17 protein-coding genes and 1 riboswitch are annotated in these 16,702 nt (G+C 45.4%); of the genes, 4 read left to right on the top strand and 13 right to left on the bottom strand.

Going from position 1 to position 16,702, the window contains the following annotated elements; translation table 11 throughout:
• Positions 1 to 49: 49 nt before the first annotated feature.
• Positions 50 to 1,030 carry a helix-turn-helix transcriptional regulator gene (locus AB4161_RS19725; protein WP_102320332.1) on the bottom strand — a complete coding sequence of 327 codons (981 nt, stop codon included), beginning with the start codon at positions 1,028 to 1,030 and terminating at the stop codon, positions 50 to 52.
• A 180-nt stretch (positions 1,031 to 1,210) separates the two neighbouring features.
• Entirely contained in the window at positions 1,211 to 1,639 is a 429-nt protein-coding gene (locus tag AB4161_RS19730) for a PACE efflux transporter (RefSeq protein WP_372084009.1), read from the bottom strand.
• Between the two features lie 138 nt (positions 1,640 to 1,777).
• On the opposite strand from AB4161_RS19730, the gene AB4161_RS19735 reads away from it, so the two are divergent.
• Together AB4161_RS19735 and AB4161_RS19740 are read left to right on the top strand one after the other, a co-directional pair.
• The gene (locus tag AB4161_RS19735) at positions 1,778 to 2,680 is read left to right on the top strand and encodes a LysR family transcriptional regulator (protein ID WP_104214942.1); all 903 of its coding nucleotides are present in this window, start codon (positions 1,778 to 1,780) and stop codon (positions 2,678 to 2,680) included.
• Between the two features lie 419 nt (positions 2,681 to 3,099).
• Positions 3,100 to 3,444 carry a thiamine-phosphate diphosphorylase gene (locus AB4161_RS19740; protein ID WP_372084026.1) on the top strand — a complete coding sequence of 115 codons (345 nt, stop codon included), beginning with the start codon at positions 3,100 to 3,102 and terminating at the stop codon, positions 3,442 to 3,444.
• A 128-nt stretch (positions 3,445 to 3,572) separates the two neighbouring features.
• Here AB4161_RS19740 and thiE read toward each other — a convergent pair whose 3' ends face one another.
• Positions 3,573 to 4,190, bottom strand: coding sequence for a thiamine phosphate synthase (thiE, locus tag AB4161_RS19745; RefSeq protein WP_372084011.1), 618 nt, complete (start codon positions 4,188 to 4,190; stop codon positions 3,573 to 3,575).
• A gap of 261 nt (positions 4,191 to 4,451) precedes the next feature.
• Between thiE and AB4161_RS19750 the strand changes: the two genes are divergently transcribed.
• Positions 4,452 to 6,395, top strand: coding sequence for a methyl-accepting chemotaxis protein (locus AB4161_RS19750; protein WP_102428987.1), 1,944 nt, complete (start codon positions 4,452 to 4,454; stop codon positions 6,393 to 6,395).
• Between the two features lie 123 nt (positions 6,396 to 6,518).
• On the opposite strand, the gene thiM is transcribed toward AB4161_RS19750, so the two are convergent.
• The 10 genes from thiM to AB4161_RS19800 form a co-directional block, all read right to left on the bottom strand.
• The gene (thiM, locus tag AB4161_RS19755; protein WP_372084013.1) at positions 6,519 to 7,304 is read right to left on the bottom strand and encodes a hydroxyethylthiazole kinase; all 786 of its coding nucleotides are present in this window, start codon (positions 7,302 to 7,304) and stop codon (positions 6,519 to 6,521) included.
• A gap of 29 nt (positions 7,305 to 7,333) precedes the next feature.
• Positions 7,334 to 8,014 carry a thiaminase II gene (tenA, locus tag AB4161_RS19760; protein WP_136978324.1) on the bottom strand — a complete coding sequence of 227 codons (681 nt, stop codon included), beginning with the start codon at positions 8,012 to 8,014 and terminating at the stop codon, positions 7,334 to 7,336.
• Positions 8,015 to 8,022: 8 nt separating this feature from the next.
• The gene (locus AB4161_RS19765; RefSeq protein ID WP_372084015.1) at positions 8,023 to 8,979 is read right to left on the bottom strand and encodes an ABC transporter substrate-binding protein; all 957 of its coding nucleotides are present in this window, start codon (positions 8,977 to 8,979) and stop codon (positions 8,023 to 8,025) included.
• Positions 8,980 to 9,098: 119 nt separating this feature from the next.
• A complete protein-coding gene (locus AB4161_RS19770; RefSeq protein ID WP_372084017.1) occupies positions 9,099 to 9,914 on the bottom strand; it encodes an ABC transporter permease in 816 nt (271 codons plus the stop codon).
• The gene (locus tag AB4161_RS19775; RefSeq protein ID WP_372084018.1) at positions 9,907 to 10,665 is read right to left on the bottom strand and encodes an ABC transporter ATP-binding protein; all 759 of its coding nucleotides are present in this window, start codon (positions 10,663 to 10,665) and stop codon (positions 9,907 to 9,909) included. Before AB4161_RS19775 ends, AB4161_RS19770 begins: the two co-directional genes overlap by 8 nt.
• Positions 10,655 to 11,539, bottom strand: a complete 885-nt coding sequence (gene thiD / locus AB4161_RS19780; protein ID WP_372084021.1) for a bifunctional hydroxymethylpyrimidine kinase/phosphomethylpyrimidine kinase — start codon at positions 11,537 to 11,539, stop codon at positions 10,655 to 10,657. Before thiD ends, AB4161_RS19775 begins: the two co-directional genes overlap by 11 nt.
• A gap of 98 nt (positions 11,540 to 11,637) precedes the next feature.
• A riboswitch (TPP riboswitch) is annotated at positions 11,638 to 11,749 on the bottom strand.
• Positions 11,750 to 11,847: 98 nt separating this feature from the next.
• A complete protein-coding gene (locus AB4161_RS19785) occupies positions 11,848 to 12,765 on the bottom strand; it encodes a DMT family transporter (protein ID WP_017061917.1) in 918 nt (305 codons plus the stop codon).
• Between the two features lie 77 nt (positions 12,766 to 12,842).
• Complete coding sequence (locus AB4161_RS19790; RefSeq protein ID WP_372084023.1) at positions 12,843 to 13,583, bottom strand: helix-turn-helix domain-containing protein; 741 nt, start codon at positions 13,581 to 13,583, stop codon at positions 12,843 to 12,845.
• Between the two features lie 245 nt (positions 13,584 to 13,828).
• Entirely contained in the window at positions 13,829 to 14,080 is a 252-nt protein-coding gene (locus tag AB4161_RS19795) for a DUF2999 family protein (protein WP_004731647.1), read from the bottom strand.
• A gap of 107 nt (positions 14,081 to 14,187) precedes the next feature.
• Complete coding sequence (locus AB4161_RS19800; RefSeq protein WP_017061919.1) at positions 14,188 to 15,285, bottom strand: YdcF family protein; 1,098 nt, start codon at positions 15,283 to 15,285, stop codon at positions 14,188 to 14,190.
• Between the two features lie 497 nt (positions 15,286 to 15,782).
• Between AB4161_RS19800 and AB4161_RS19805 the strand changes: the two genes are divergently transcribed.
• Entirely contained in the window at positions 15,783 to 16,463 is a 681-nt protein-coding gene (locus AB4161_RS19805) for a glutathione S-transferase family protein (protein ID WP_017061920.1), read from the top strand.
• Positions 16,464 to 16,702: the final 239 nt, after the last annotated feature.

The following is a 16,702-nucleotide window of genomic DNA, read 5'->3' on the forward strand; positions in this document are numbered from 1 at the left end:
ATTATTGCCAAAGCTCTTACTGGTAGCTTGGTACTGTTGCTTACCGACGTTAGCTGTGCTCTTTTCGGTACTGTCTTGGCGTCATGTTCATCTGTCGTTTAAAGGCTCGGGTAAAGTGGGAAGAATCGGAATAGCCCATCTTCGCGCCTACTTGTGTGATCGATAAATCGGACTGCTTAAGCAATTTTAAAACCTGCTCAAGAACCATCTCTTCAATCAAGGTTTTGTAGACCACCCCTTCACTTTCCAACCGACGCTGGATCGTTCTGACATGAATATTCAGAATCTCAGAAGCTAAGCTAATTGGGAGTTTCCCCATCGTGAGATAAGGTGTAATAACAAGCTTAAAAGCGCTCAAGAATGAGCTAGGTAAAGGCTTAGTGAGATCTGATACTTGAGCAATTTTGGGTAAAACAATCGGTGCAAGCATGATGTCTTCAGGGATCTCAAAGGCAGTGACCGGTCTATGCGTATAAAACTGAGCACTGCCCATTTGTGGTAGAGATTGAAAGCATTCGAGATCGCCATTCTGAATGCCAACCTCAGACGGCTTCCAACGACCTTGCGTTAATACTGAAAGTAGCTCGTTGATGAAAATAACAGAGAACAGTTCAGCGAACTTAAACCAAGGTGCGTTAGTAAACGGCTTCTCACGAACCAACCACCACTTGCCTCCGGATTGCTTGGTATAGACATTCGCACCATTGGATACGAGCTTCAGCTGCTCACCAAATTGGTCTAGCGCGCTTTTCAATGAATCCTGTTGGCTTAGCTTAACTACAAACCTTGGCACATAGGTTTGCTTGCAAAAACTCCACATAAACAGCGAAAACTCTTCTCTCGACGCCGACTCTCCCATAATCTTGACCACGTTTTTAACTGTTGTCTCAGGGAGATAATCGTAATGGTCATTACTGGTGAGAATATCATTAGGGATTTGGGCACTGCGTAGTAAGGTGTAGATATCACCATCAATATGTTTGAACAGTTCCGCGAACAGCTCGACTTCCTTCTTATCGACAACTGTCATTATCTGAGGAGTATTTGGCATCCTTTCCCTTATCTATTCATTCACGAACTCAAATTATCACCTTTTTTAAGATAGCAGAACAAACGCCGCGTTACCTAGACCTACTAACCGGATGTCTCCGTCAAAATAAAGAATAAACAAACGGTTAGTAGCCAAACTCGTGTTTACTGACTTGGTAGATTACTGAACGGCTAAGTCCGCTCTGCGTACCCAGAATGCTCGTATATGATCATAAATCAGATTAAACACAAACGCGTAAATGGTAATAAAAATGGTCACGCCGATATCCATTAAAAATGCCTGCCAAATCCCCACATCAAGTAAGTAAGCCATCACAGGGATCGTCGCGATCAACAAGCCTGCCTCAAATAGCACGACATGAAAAACACGTAACTTGAGCGAACGCTTTGATTTTTCACCCGTGAAGTAGCGATCAAAAATGCGGTTGAAACAGTAGTTCCAAATCATCGCGATGGTCGCAACAACTATCATGGTTCCTGATAAGGTATTCACATCATGATCAGTAAATATCGCTAAGCCTATAATTGATAGTGTTACGGCCAATACTTCAAATAACACAGAGTGAAACACTCTTTCTAACGTACTCATACATTCCTCTAAATAATCTATTACGTGTTGGATTAGCTCGGATTATGTCATCGGAAATAATAAGAGAAAGTTAACAGCCATCACGATTAGTGATAGCCTGAGCATTATCATCCCATTTGGTATTGAGCGAGAGGTAACATGTACAGTTTTGAGCAACTAAAAGTCTTCGTCACCGTGTGTGAAAGTGGCTCTTTCTCTGCCGCCGCTCGCAAACTGAAACGCGCTCAGTCTGGAGTCAGCCAATCGATAGCGAATCTCGAAATAGCCATCGACCAAGAGCTGTTTAACCGAGAGAAAAACATCCCCGTTTTGACCAACACAGGTAAAGCGTTATTGCCTGTCGCTAAGTCGATTCTCGACCAACAAAAGTACTTCGACCAAAAAGTAGAATCGCTCACACAAGAAGATGAGCACGAACTGATCATTGCGGTTGATGAAAGCATCATAGATAAGAATTTCATTAAGATAATCAGCTCACTGGCCGATCAGTTCCCAATCACGCACTTCGATATTATTACGACCTCAACCTTCGATGTGGAAGACCTGGTGAGACGTGGCAAAGCGCAGATTGGCATCATCTATGCGGATGGTGAACTTAAAGTGGATATGGACTTCTTCTTACTGGGCCAAGCCCGCTTTCTTACGGTTAGCTCCGCCACCCACGAACTCAGCCAAATGTCGGTAGTACAAGACTCAGATCTAAAGCGTTACCGCCAATGTGTGCATCGCAGTTCAAAGCAGCGCGAACTGTGGTTCACCTACGGTATTAGCTCGATGCTTTGGTATGCCAACAACCACAAAACGATCATCGATCTCGTTGAACAGAACGTTGGCTGGGCAAATGTGCCTGAAATGATGGTGATGGAAGGCATTCAGAAAGGCGATCTCGTAGCACTGCCAGTGGCACACGAGCATGGTGGTTGGATTACTCCAGTGGGTTGCTTAGTGTCTCGCAGCCATATCAATGGCCCAGTGTTAACAAGTTTACTTGAAAAACTAAAAGGCCACTCATTAGAGAACAATCAATGGCAAGCCAACTAATCTCCCCCAATTCTTGAGTTCAGCCTATTTTAGCAACTGAATCCTAAGTCAATGACGGTGGTGTTTTCTCCAGCACTACCTCATTTCCGGCTTTCGTACCGATAATTTTCTTTGTCGTGTGGATAAAACACCTTAGTTGATGTCCAAAAGTGACCTAACTACACTGCGATCCCAACCGGGTGTGTCTTTTCAAACGAATTTAGACAGACCCAAATCGCTCTTTAACACCACTGACCCAACTTCAAATCTCCCAGATAAACGCTCAGCCTTGCAGTTGCTTATGCCGGTTTCAAATAGATCACTTTTTGAATATTAATTCGCACCCAGTTTATGAGCGCTCTTTGAGTGCTTTTTTATATCTAAATGAACCTTTTGGAAAATTTGTCGTGAACGTTTTAAGAAATATTTGCCCTGAGAAAATGGGCAAAGAGCGTAACAAACGAGAGTATGATTTACGCGTACTTAATTGTGTCAGTGAAAGCGAATATGAATCGCGTATGGCGGTTTGGAATAGCCTAACTTTGGCTGCTACTCCGTCTGCTTCGGAAACAAAGGGCTTCATCGATGAGTCTTTCAACAAGCTTCAACAAGACCTGAAAGAAGCTAGCCGTGAGTTATCGATTAACTACACGGACTTCATCGCAATGGCGCATGAAGAGATCAACTACATTAAGGTGTTTGTTGCTGATAAAACTGCACAATATGGTTGGTACGCTGCGATTGTTCTGATGGTCATCGGCACGGTTGCTCTGTGCATTCAATAGACCAAACGATGTGTTAGATAGAGCACCTTAAATGCTCTATCGATAAGCACATCTAGCACCCATCCGTGCTTGTGCTTTAACTAGAAAACAGATGCCCAACCTCATTTGTTTTCTAGTTCTACTCCCCTTCAATCTCCCATCAGAGATAGCAGATCCTGCGTCGCTTGTTTTGGGCTTTCAGCGTGACATATCGCTGAGACCAAGGCTAATCCATGAATACCTGTGTTAACCAACTGCGGAATGTTCGACTCGTTGATTCCACCGATACCCACAATCGGAAGCTTGGTCGTTTCTAACGCCATTTGAATACCTTCGTAACCCCAGTGTTTCTTGAGGTTTGTCTTGGTCGGTGTCGCAAACAGCGCACTAAGGCCAATGTAATCAATCGGCAAACTATCTGCTTGTTGTAGCTGCTGTTCAGTTTCAATTGATAACCCAAGAATCTTGTCTGAACCAATCAGCTTACGTGCTAACTCTGCAGGCATATCCGATTGCCCCAGATGCAAACCATCGGCATCAACGGCTAATGCCACATCGACTCGATCATTAATGATCAGCGGCACACCCGTTCCAGCTAAAACCGATTTAACGGCCTCTGCACGCTCAATGAACGCTCTTACGTCCCCATGTTTTTCTCTTACTTGAACCATAGTGACGCCACCAGCAACCGCTTGTTCAACCACGAATTTAAGCGTTTCTAGATCTTGTTGGTCGTCAGTCACCAGATAAAGTTTATAAGGGTTCATCGCGTACCTTTGAAGTCGATTTCTAAAATTGGTTTTCTGCCATTTTACCGACAAATCACATCCTATGCATGGAAGTTAGCACTTAATTCCTTAAGTTAGGCGGTTGAATTCAAATACGCAACTCGTTGAAAGCATGTCGAAAAACCCGATTTTTCTAACAAAAGCGTTACTTATTACACAAACTATTCGCTTTAGCATGCCCAGAATGCTGTTTTATGAAATACTCCCCTATGAAGGAATCAGGTAAATATAGGGATAGTTATGCGTCACCTTTCTATAGCGCTCAAGATCAAGCTGGGTTATGCCATCTGCTTGCTCTTTTTCGTCATTTCAGGCCTTGTGAGTTACAAAGGTATTCAAACCTTGTCGAACGGCTTTAGCCAGTACAGTGAACTCAGCCACAAGGCGACATTGTCAGGCAACATTCAAGTGCACTTTCTTCAGATGCGTTTAGCTTCTGAACGTTACTTAGAGTCATTGGATGATCAATACGAAGCGAATTATCAATCGAGCAAACTTGCGATTGATGAACTGCTGAACAACTTAATCCAAACCACCACCAATACTGATAGCTTGTCGAGCCTGCAATTAGTGCAAGACAGCGTTGCAGCTTTTGATGCGGCTTATGGATCAATGAAACAGAGCCAACTGCTCATTGACCAGTTAGTGAACGTGGAGATGGTCACACGAGAAACTAACGCACTAAAAGCCGCGCAGAGCTTGTTGTATGAGTCTTACAACAACAACGATCCAAACGCGAGCTTATATGCGGGCATGTTGATGGAGAACTTCCTCGCCGCCAAGATCACTGTGCTGAGTTACTCAAACAACAACGACCTCAAAACCTATGAAGCTGGTAAAGACATTTTTGAATATGCTCTGCCAGGTATAGAAGGCGATATTGAATCTCTTAAATCATCTCCTTATCAAAGTGAATTGATTGAAGATTTCTCTAACCAACGGGAAGCGTACGCGAAAGGCTTTGAGCAAGTTCATCAACAGATGATTGAGAACACGCAAAGAACCGCTACCCTCGCCTCTATTGGTGACAGCTTAGCGATTTCGGTAGCTGATGCTCAGAGCATTCTAGAACAACAGAAACAAGCATTAACACCAGAACTGCAAGCCAGCGAAAAGCGCTCGATTCAAATCATCATATTGCTGACGGGTGTGGCTTTAGTTATTGGCATGACGAGCGCCGTGTTGGTGACTCGCTCTATTACTAAAGGCATCGCACAAGTTAAACAGATCACCAACGAGCTTTCTCAGGGCAACCTGAATGTGGAAGTGAACATTGAGAGCAAAAATGAGATTGGCGAACTGCTGACTAATATGGAGATCACCATTGAATCTCTGCGCGATATTGTTGGCCAAGTGAACCGTTCTAGCGTGCGTATTGGTGAGATGTCGGAGTCACTCAATCAAGTGACAAATAACAGCTCGACCAACGCAACACAATTGAACAGTGAAATGATCAATATCTCTTCTGCCGTTGATCAATTAGCTTCCAGCACATCAGAAATTGCGGCAAGTGCTAACCACGCGTCTCAAGTTGCCAACCAAGCCACCGAGAATGTGGCGATGGGACTGAAAGAAGTAGATAAGACACTGCATGAAATTGGCAGCGCCGATGAAAGCATGCAGGTCAGCAGCCAGAAAGTGACTGACCTACACAAAGAGTCGATGAACATTGGTGCCATTCTTGAAGTAATCAAAGGCGTTTCTGAGCAGACCAACCTGTTGGCATTGAATGCGGCTATTGAAGCTGCGCGCGCAGGTGAACAAGGTCGCGGATTTGCAGTAGTAGCCGATGAAGTAAGAACGCTCGCTAAACGTACCCAAGACTCTGCTAGCCAGATTGATGAGCTCATCACCTCACTACAACGTGGCGCTAAAGATGCGTTAGAGTCTATCAAAGAGAGCCACAGCACGGTTTCAGACGCTTCAACGCAGGCGCAGCAAGCTTCTCAGAACTTACATGTGATTAATCAACACATCCAAGATCTGAACCAAGCCAACAGCCAAATCGCGGTGTCGGTTGATGAGCAGGATCGTCTTACCAAATCACTGGGTGAAAACGCGCAAGGTGCAAACACTATTGCTCAAAGCAACCAAGAGTCGGTAAGCAGCATTTCAGGTGCAGCGAGCGACTTAACCGAGGTTGCTCATCACCTAGAGAGCCAAGTTAACCGATTTAGAACCTAGCCAGCCAGTCTATACACAGCTGACACAGTTCCAAACCAGTAATAAAAAGCCCCCTACACATAAGTGTCGGGGGCTTTTTTAAGTTAATCTAACTCTAACTTGTGGCTTAGAGTTAGATTAGCCCTACTGAATCTTCAAGCGTTGAATCAGAGTCTCTTCGTCTAACTGATACAACTCATCAAGCAAGTTAATTTGCAAGCTACCTGGGCCGCGAGAGTTTTCAGCCGCGATTTCACCAACCACGCCTAATACCGCTGCTGCAGCTAAACCACTATCATCACCAACAGCCGCGAAAGCACCCGTCAATGCAGTTAAAGTACACCCCATACCCGTCACATACGGCATCATTTGGTGTCCATTGTTTAACGTCACCACGCTGTCTTTGGTGACAACGTAATCTGTCTCACCAGATATCACCACATTTGCACCGTATTCAGCCACTAAGCACTGTGCAGCACCTAACGCAGCATCACTGCTATCAAGCGCATCAACGCCTTTGCTCTGCGCTTGTTCGCCCGCTAACGCGATAATCTCAGACGCGTTACCACGAATGATCAACTTATCGGCTAAGCGTGCAATTTCACGAGAAGTCTCGGTACGCAACGTACTTGCCCCACAACCCACAGGGTCAAGAACCACAACCTTGTTGTTCGCGTTCGATTGCTCAACAGCAAAACACATTCTTGGCGTCCAAACACTGTCGAGCGTGCCGATGTTAATCACCAAAGCACCAGAGAAAGACATCATCTCTGCCAGCTCTTGTTGCGAGTGCGCCATGATAGGCGAAGCACCAATCGCCAGCAGAGCATTGGCCGTGTTATTCATCACCACGTAGTTGGTGATGTTCACAACCAACGGCTTTTGCTCTCGTACTGCACGCAGCGATTGGATGATTTGTTCAGTTAGCATGGGTTAATCCTTATTCGTGAAAGTCGCTTTTAATCCGCTGTTGAGTCATCAAGTGCATTCAGACCTTGCTGCCAGAAAGCCACTTCCATACGTGTTGCCGTTTTGAAGATATGAACGATGTTCTGACCGCGCTCGCTGTTAATATCAATTTCAGCCAGTAGCTGATTGAAATACTCTGCGCCCGTTGCCACGCCCGATTGGAACTCTTCTCCGCCGTAAAGCTGTAACCAACTCGCGTATGGGTTACCTTCTAAAACAGTATCACTGCTTTCTAGAAGCGCTTTACCAATCACGGCATAACCAATTGAACACGGAGCCAGTGCCGCATAAAGATCGACAAGATCACCCGTCATACCTGCATCTAGAACGTAGCGCGTGTAAGCGACTGTGCCAAAATCTTCAGGTTCGTTTTCCAAGTCAGATTCCGTTAAACCCCACTGACCACAGTAAGTCACGTGGTGTGAAATTTCAGAATCTAATAGAGCATGAACACTTGGCAGAGCACGGCGCATATCTGCCAAAGTTTTAGCTTTGTAAATCGCCAATGCATAAGCGCGAGCATACTGCTTCAAAAACAGAAAATCTTGCTTCAAATAATGCAGAAAACACGGCTGAGCAAGAGTGCCGTTCGCCAGCGTTTTAACAAAATCATGCTCGGTGTAGTCTTGCCAATCTTGCTGACAGGCTTGGATTAAGTCTTGGTATTTCATGAGATTCCTTAGTCAAAAGTCGGTACGTAATCTGCGGCTTTTGGTAGTGATTTGATAATACCTTTGTCGAACATGAACTGCGCGTAATCATCGTAACGCTTCATATCTACAGCTGAAGGGCGAAGTGCAAAACGAGTCAGTGTGTCGTTCCACGCGCGTTGGTTAAGTTCGTTGTTCAACGTATCTGGTGAATACGCCACAAACTCACTCCATGAATCTTGAGGGTGGTTCACGATGTAAGTTGTTGCTTGCTCAAGTGCTTTGTTGAATGCTTTGATTGCTTCGTCGTCGTGTTTCTTTGCGTTCGCCACAAAGATCAGCTCATCGTAAGCTGGCACACCATGCTCTTCTGGGAAGAATGCTTTCGCTTTAAAGCCTTCAAGCGCTAGCTGGTTAGTTTCGAAGTTACGTAAGCCACCCCAAATTGCGTCTACCTTGCCCGATGCCAATGAAGACGACAGTGCCCAACCGACATTGATGGTTTGCACGTCAGTAAACTCAACGTTTTCTTGAGCCAGCATGGTGCCGATCGTCGCTTCTTCGTTGCCCGCAATCGCAATACCGATCTTCTTGCCTTTCAGGTCCGCTAACGAATCGTTCTTGCCGTTATCTAAAACCATGAGCGTGTTCAGTGGCGTTGCGATAAGAGTTGATGCGCGAACTAGAGGCAAGCCTGCTGCCACATCCATAGTTAGGCTTGGTTGGTAGGTTACGGCTAAATCGACCTTACCTGCTGCGACAAGTTTCGCTGGAGTGCTTGGGTCAGCTGGCTCTTGGATTTCAACCTCTAGGCCTTGGTCAGCAAAGTAACCACGCTCTTGAGCAATCACAATTGGAGCATGGTTCGGGTTTACAAACCAATCCAACATCAGTGTCAGTTTTTTCTGTTCCGAATCCGCTAATACATGACCTGAAACTAGAGAAGCAAGCAGTGCCACTGCACCTACCAATTTGGTGTTTTTCATAGTTAACCTTTCCTTTTGAATATTATTATTGTGTTTGTCGATCTAATTTCTAACGAGGTGTTGTTTAGATAAATAGCCTGAGCGAAGCTTTATTAAACAAAGAGTTATTGAGCTAACCATCACTGGTTCTCCCAAGGGATAGCTTTTTTAAGTAATTTGTCTGTGATGAAGTAGAGCGAGATAGAGAGCACCGCCAAGATAAACAAGGCAGCAAACATCTCATCAATGATCATTCGTGCATTGGCTTGCAGCATTAGATAACCCAGCCCTTCACTCGAACCTACCCACTCGCCAACAACTGCACCAATTGGGGCGATAACCACAGCCACACGAATACCCGACGCCAATGTTGGCAGTGCAGCAGGAAGTTGAATGTGGCGTAGCAGTTGCCATTTCGATGCGCCCATCGTCTTGGCAAGGTCAAGATAGCCTTTCGGTGTATTGCGCAGACCGTCGTAACAACAAGTGGTTACTGGGAAGAAGATAATGATCGCCGCCATCACCACTTTTGAGGCGATGCCATAACCAAGCCACAGCATCAGTACTGGCGCGATCGCAAATACAGGAATCGCTTGGCTAGCAATCAAGATAGGCAACAGCCAACGTTTCAACGGATCAAACATCAACATCTGCAAGGCGAAAAACAGCCCCATAGACAAACCTAGCAATAGCCCAAGTAAGATCTCTTGTGCGGTCACCCAAGTGTGTTTGAGTAACACATCGTAGCGTTCAATAAGCTTGAGAAAGACTTCTGCGGGAGCCGGAAGAATGAAGCTCGGCATTTCGAAAACAACGACCACAAGTTGCCATAGGCCAAGAATCACAACACTGCTGATAAGCAAACGCATAACGGGATTCATCTGACTTGAACGTTCAGTGCTAGACTGCACGTTCGTTGACTGAGTGACAGCTTCACTTCGCGTTAGATCATTCATAATCACGCTCCAACTGATCTAAGATCGCTTGTTGTAACTCAGCACATTCACCATCTAACACTCTTGGTGTGGCAGTGAGAGGCACAGATAAAGACTGAGCGCTCGCCGGTGTGCCTTGCAACACATACAAATTGTCCGCCAAACGCACCGCTTCTTGTGGGTCATGGGTGATCAACACAACGGTTTTATCTCTCAACAGCTCACACGCTAAGCTCTGTAGTTTGTGTCTCGTTACCGCATCCAGCGCAGAGAACGGCTCATCCATCAGCACCACTGGCTTGTCTTGCATTAAAGTTCGAGCCAAAGCGACACGTTGACGCATACCACCAGACAACTGATCCGGCATCGCATTCGCATAATCAGCCAAACCAACCGCAGCGAGCAACTCGAGTGCTTGATTGGTTTGCAGTGCTTTGTCAGAAGCTGAATTTTGAAAACAATGACTCAGACATACATTGTCGATAACCGACAGCCATGGCAGTAACAAATCCTGCTGCGCCATGTAAGCGATGCGATCCGTTAAAGGCAATTCATCAGAGGTTGTCAATGTTCCCTGCCACTCCACCTTGTCGTCCAACAAGCCTGCCAGATAACGCAATACCGTGGTTTTCCCGCAGCCACTTCGACCTAGCAATACCGTCCACTTACCTGCGTTTAAGCTAAGCGACAATCCCGATAAGGTTGCGTGCTCACTGTCGTTATAACGTAAAGAGGCATTGCTGAGCTGAACACCCACCGTATTAACGGACATTCCCGTGCCCAGCGAAGAAGTGATTTACGGGCCCATGACCTTGGCCGACTTGCAACTCATCAGCATGAGCAATCGCGCGCGAAATGTATTGTTTGCCTAGCTCAACAGCCTCTGACAGCGTGTTGCCTTGCGCTAAGAAAGAAGCAATAGCAGATGAAAGCGTACAACCCGTACCGTGGGTGTTTTTGGTAGGAAAACGCTTCGCACTAATCAAAGCAGACGTGGTTGGCAGAATCAGTAAGTCGTTACTGTTCTCATCCTTCTCTAAATGACCGCCTTTGAGAAGAACGGCTTTAGCACCTAGTGCACGCAGGTCTTCAATCATATCCTGCATTTCGGCTTCGCTTTCAGGCACAGCTTTGCCCGTTAGTGCTGCGCCTTCCGGCAAGTTAGGCGTAATGATGTCTGCGAGCGGAATCAGTTCTTGTTTTAGCGTGGTGATCGCCGAGTTTTCTAAAAGAAGGTCGCCACTTGTCGCCACCATGACAGGGTCAATCACTAGGTGTTTAGGTTGGTATTGTTTGATTTTGTCCGCGACGACTTTGATGATTTGCGAATCCGCCAACATGCCGGCTTTTACCGCCACGATATTCAAATCGGTAAACACTGCATCTAACTGACTAGCGACATGCTCTAGTGGGATTGGAAATATAGCGGACACGCCTTGGGTGTTCTGAGATGTAATCGCGGTAATTACCGAACAAGCGAAGCTACCCGTTGCAGACATGGCTTTAATATCAGCTTGAATGCCCGCGCCACCACCACTGTCAGAACCCGCAATGGTCAAAACAATCGGAGTATTGATCGAAGAAGATTGGTTTTCTGGTGTTTGAGTGCTGTTAGGTGATACTTGAGAATTGGAATGCTGTGTCATGGTCGCTCCTACTGTCTAAAAGACGTAAGAGAACCGAACTTTGGCCGCAAAGAGAGTGTGGAGGTGAAAGCAATGAGAGATCATTGTTGAACCACGTAGGCAAAGTAATCATAGTTCCCTACGCCAGTGTTAACTGAATCAGGTTCAACGGGTCTCGAATAACGATCTCAGCAAACACCAACTAAGGTATATGCCCCCCGACTATTGATAACGATAGTAACAGCACTCTCGCAACTGAGATACTCATTTTATTCAATTATAAGAATCACGCATGAATTTAATTCAATTAATCCCGTTTTAACAAATACTTATAATGGCTTTTTAGTTGGCTGAGATTGGATGAATAAACACATCACTATCAAGAACATACCTAGCCATCCAACCAATGGAATAAGCTCACCCACAATACACACGGCCAACACGGCGGCAACGACTGGCTCAAGTAAGGTAATCAAGTTGGCGCTACTCGCTGTGACATGGCGTAGCCCAAAACTGAAAGCGATATAGCCTAAACATTGAGGAAGTAACACCAAGTAACTCACCACCAATATATTGGTATTCGATGCGAACAAGTTATCCCCCGTAAACCAAAGCGTTGGCAGTAGCAACATCGCTCCTAGCCCAAATATGCTGCCCATCGCTGCTTGCGACTTAATGCCTTCGTCTATCAGAGCTTTTGTCGCCCATGAATAAATGGCGTAACACAACCCAGCAATCAACCCTAATCCAATGCCCAAAAGCTTCAGATCGTCACCAGAATCATTCGCTGATGATGATTCTGAAAATACCAGTAGCCCAATACCAACCACGCCAATGGCAAAGCTCGTTAACCAACGTTTGTTGATATTATTCTTTTTGCTAATAAGACACTCTAAAAGTGCAGAAAAGAAAGGAGCAGTAGCTATCGACACCACTGTGCCCATTGCGACACCCGATAACTTCATCGAAGAGTAAAAAGCCAGAGGATAGATCGCCAAAGCCAGCGCACTCGCCGCTAACAACTTTTTGTTGAGCAAAAGCTTATCAAGTGAAGATAAGATCTTTCGATACGCCAAGACTGCTTGCATTAAGCCGCCGACGCCCATTGAAAAAGCACCAATCGCTAATGGGCTGAGATCAGGCGCAAAGCTTGCGGCGGTGCCTGTCGTGCCCCATAAAACAGAAGCAAACACGATGGCTAAAGTGCCCGTTTGGAATTCGTTAACGCGATTGATGGCAAGATTCATTTCTATTACCTAGTCTATTTTCATTTCTGAAATAGATAATAGTGAACATATACTAAGTTGAGTTTGCCAAAAGGACGCTATTCTTGTTTTGGAAGACTCTCTTTCATCGAGCCCAAAAACGCCCTTGGAGGCATGCCAAAGTGCTGAGAGAAGCGTCGACTGAATGCAGACAAGTCACTATAACCCACATTTTCTGCGACCAATTGAACGGGTAAATCGGTATGGCTAAGCAAGGCTTGAGCTTTCTCCATACGATAGCGAGTGATGTACTTAAGCGCACTGATTCCAATGCACTCTTTAAAGCGCTTCTTAAATTGAGTGGGGCTCAAGCAAGCCGTTTCTGCAAGCTGAGAAATAGAGAGAGGCTGGGCGTAATTATCCGCAATGAGCCTTTGGACCGCTCGAATACGAGGGTCGATGCTCTTGCTGACTTTTTGTTGCTCTAATAACAGTGAAAACACATCCAAGATGGATGATTCAATGCCACTGTCCACTTGGTATTCCAACTGCTTTTCAACAAACAGCAAGAAGCTCATTAAGGGTGGCGTGATAGTAAACACCGAGAGCTCATGCTCTAACAAGTGCTGCGGTAACTCTGCCATATCTGCGACAATAAACCGCGCTGCTTCATCCGCCTTAAACGCATGCGCTGTGGTTACCGGAATCACCACGCATTCGCCCACGGCCACCTTGCCGACATATCCCACCATTTCAATACTAATACTCCCTTGAATAGGCAGCACGAGTTGATGGTAGCCATCATGGGCATGAGTATTAAATTGCTTGGTGTAAGATCGAATGCTTAGGCTAGATTTCATGAGCAACGCCGGAATTCAGTTTATTGAAACATGAGTGTTAAAAAGAAATTACATGATTTAAGCGAGGGAGTCACATCGGACTAGTATTTTTGTCGTATCTCTTTCTAGCCTTTCTAAGTCGGATCAAAAAAGCCGTTTAAGTATTGATACTCAAACGGCTTTTTACTCAAGTCTAATTCGCAATCTCAAGAACAGTTAACCGAATCGGCTATCACTTCCTAACAAAATCGCTCATTCAGACTCTATTATTTTTGAAGTTGCTCTTTAGCGGCTTCAACCTTAGAAAAATCTAGGCCAAGCTCTTCAACTGCTTCTTTGATTAGCGCAGGGTTTTGCATTACCTGGCCCATCAGCATTTGAAGTTTATCTTGTGGTAAGCCAAGTTGGCTGATCGTCGCCATTGCTGCAAGAGGGTTCTCAGTCAACGTCTTGAATAGCTCGCTGATCTGCTCGTCGCTAATATTGTTCTCTTTCAACATTGCTAAAATCGGGTTCATTTTTTTGCCTTTGAAACACTAAATTAAGTAGGAGCACAGCATACCATCTAGCTGTGCTCGATTGTACTAGCAACTTATACTTTGCCTACTGTGAAGTAACCCTAAGCCTAGCGAGACTCTAATGGGTAAGAGCGGTAGCTCCACATACCATAGGTTCTAAGCGCATCTCGGTAGATACCTAGTAGCTCACCATCACTCGCCTTCTTAAGATCTGCGAGTGGCTTGTCTGGGTAAGAAACCGTATCAAAAGTAATGCCCTGAGGGCCGGTTTGCCAGCTAGCGATTTCAAACAGAGTTTGACCACGACGAACATGGCTTGCCGAGCTAATAATGGTCGCGTGCTTAATATCATGGCGAGCAAGTGCGTAGCTACTGAATAAGGCATTGCCTACCGTGCTGGTCGCGTAATTCTCTTCGATGATGCGATCTTTGCTTACCCCTTTCTCGATAAGCCAATCCGCCATTAACTTACCTTCAGTCTTGTGGTTCTTGGGCACGCCACCCGTTAACACGATCATCGCATCTGAGTTCGCCTTAGCCATCGCCAATGTTGTCTCAAGACGCTCAATCAAAATTTGATGCATAGAGCCGTCTGGATTAAGCGCATAGCCCAAAGTGACAATCGCGCCATGATGATCAAGCAAGCCTTTATCCGCAGACTCTTTCAACGGTGTTTCTAACACGCGGTCGACCGTAGCAAAAATGCGTTTGATGTCTTCTGCTTTACCTTTGTTCAGGCTTTCCAGTTTCTCCATGTGCTTATTGGATTCACTTTCATTGCCTTCAAATCGCTGCCAAACCGCAAGGTAAGCATGAAGATCAACATCGTCTGGTGCAACCGTCAGCGCTTGCTCAAACAGCTCAATAGCGCGCTCTGCATTCTTGTTGTAGATCTGAGCGTTCGCTGCCGAGATAAGCAAATCAGTACGGTAAGGTTCTAGTTGGTAAGCTTCTAACAATCGGTTAGTCACAATTTCCATGTTGCTTGGCATTTTAGCCGTAAAGCCCGCGTGAGAAATTCTTGCCGGAGACTTAAACGCCTGCAACGCATCAAGAAGTAATTGGTCGACAACTTGTCGCTTAGTCACCAACTGCGCGTAATCCGCAGAAGCCTGTACTGCGCCGTCGTTAGCAGCAAAAGAATAAGGTGTTGCGCCAAAAGCCAGCATGCCACCAAGAGCGAGGGCGATAATGTTCTTTTTCATGAAAAGATCCTGTGTCGTTAAGTGTTCACATCAGATTTGCTCACCAATGTAAGTCCCTAAGATTAAAAAACCGTGAAGCACACCTTAATCTCTAACGTTTATATTCATTTGTTGCATAAGGTGTGGCAGCAGATCACGATTTTGAACTTACCAATAAGCCTGTGCATCCAGATAATTCTGGTTTGAACCAGTGCTCAACGTTTTTGTTGGAATATCTGACTGCGGATTTCATACGCCCTATCCCGCCAAAAACCACCCATCACAAATCCGAACTCCGCATAAAGCAACGAATAAAAAAAACCACTTTAAGCTCATTTTTTCAACAACTTAAAATCCAACACACTGAATCGCGCGATTTTACCCCTCGCTCAAATAACGAGGTCTTCAACACATAGAGTTGGAATGCGAGTCAGAAGATCTTCAAATAATTCAAAATCAACCATTGAACGATCGTTCAAGTGGTGCTTTAATAAATGACCAATACAAGGAGTTACCCCATGCTTAAGTTCTATTTTCACCAAACACCAAACCCAATGAAGATCGCTCTGTTTTTGGAAGAGACAGGCCTAGATTTTGAACTTGTTCCTGTCGATACCTTAAAGGGTGAGCAGCATTCACCGGAATATCGTTTAATCAATCCAAATGGCAAAACGCCTGCGATTGAAGATGAAGGACAACGTGTATTCGACTCTAACGCTATCCTTCTGTATCTCTCAGAGAAAACAGGCAAGCTTGGCGGTCAGCCAGAAGACAGAGCTGAACTACTCTCTTGGATGATGTTTATCGCGAGTGGCCTTGGTCCATATTCAGGCCAATCGGTACACTTCCGCCATGCTGCACCAGCAGGCTTAGACTACGCTGTGAACCGATACCTACGTGAAGCACAACGTCACTACGAAGTGTTAGAGAAGCATATGGAAGGTCGTGAATTTATCGTAGGAAATGAGTACACCATTGTCGATGTCGCTGCATGGGGTTGGATTGACAAAGCACCAGTCGTGCTTGGTGAAGAAGGCCTAGAACCTTACCCGAACTTGAAGCGTTGGTTTAACGCAATCAACACTCGCCCTGCTGCACTGCGTGCTCGCGAAATCGGCAAAGGCATTGAGTTTAAAACCGAACGTGATGAAGAAGCGAAACGAGCACTGTTTCCTTCGAATTTCCCAATCAACGAATAATTCAGCATGAAGTAAACGATGTGGAGCGAAAGCTCATTACTGGGCGAGCTATCTAAAAATCAATAGTATTGTTTCTATTAACTGATACCACACTAGTTAAAATATCAATACTATTGATATAGCTATTGTAAGAACCCTTACCGACATCCGATGGTGTCTCTGTCGGTCGTGCCGGGGAAAAGTCCTGAATCAGTTACTCTGGATCGCAGCGAATTTGTAAGGCGTTGTTGCCTAAATTA

The organism is Vibrio sp. 10N.286.51.E5, assembly GCF_041469125.1.
GTDB lineage: Bacteria > Pseudomonadota > Gammaproteobacteria > Enterobacterales > Vibrionaceae > Vibrio > Vibrio crassostreae_C.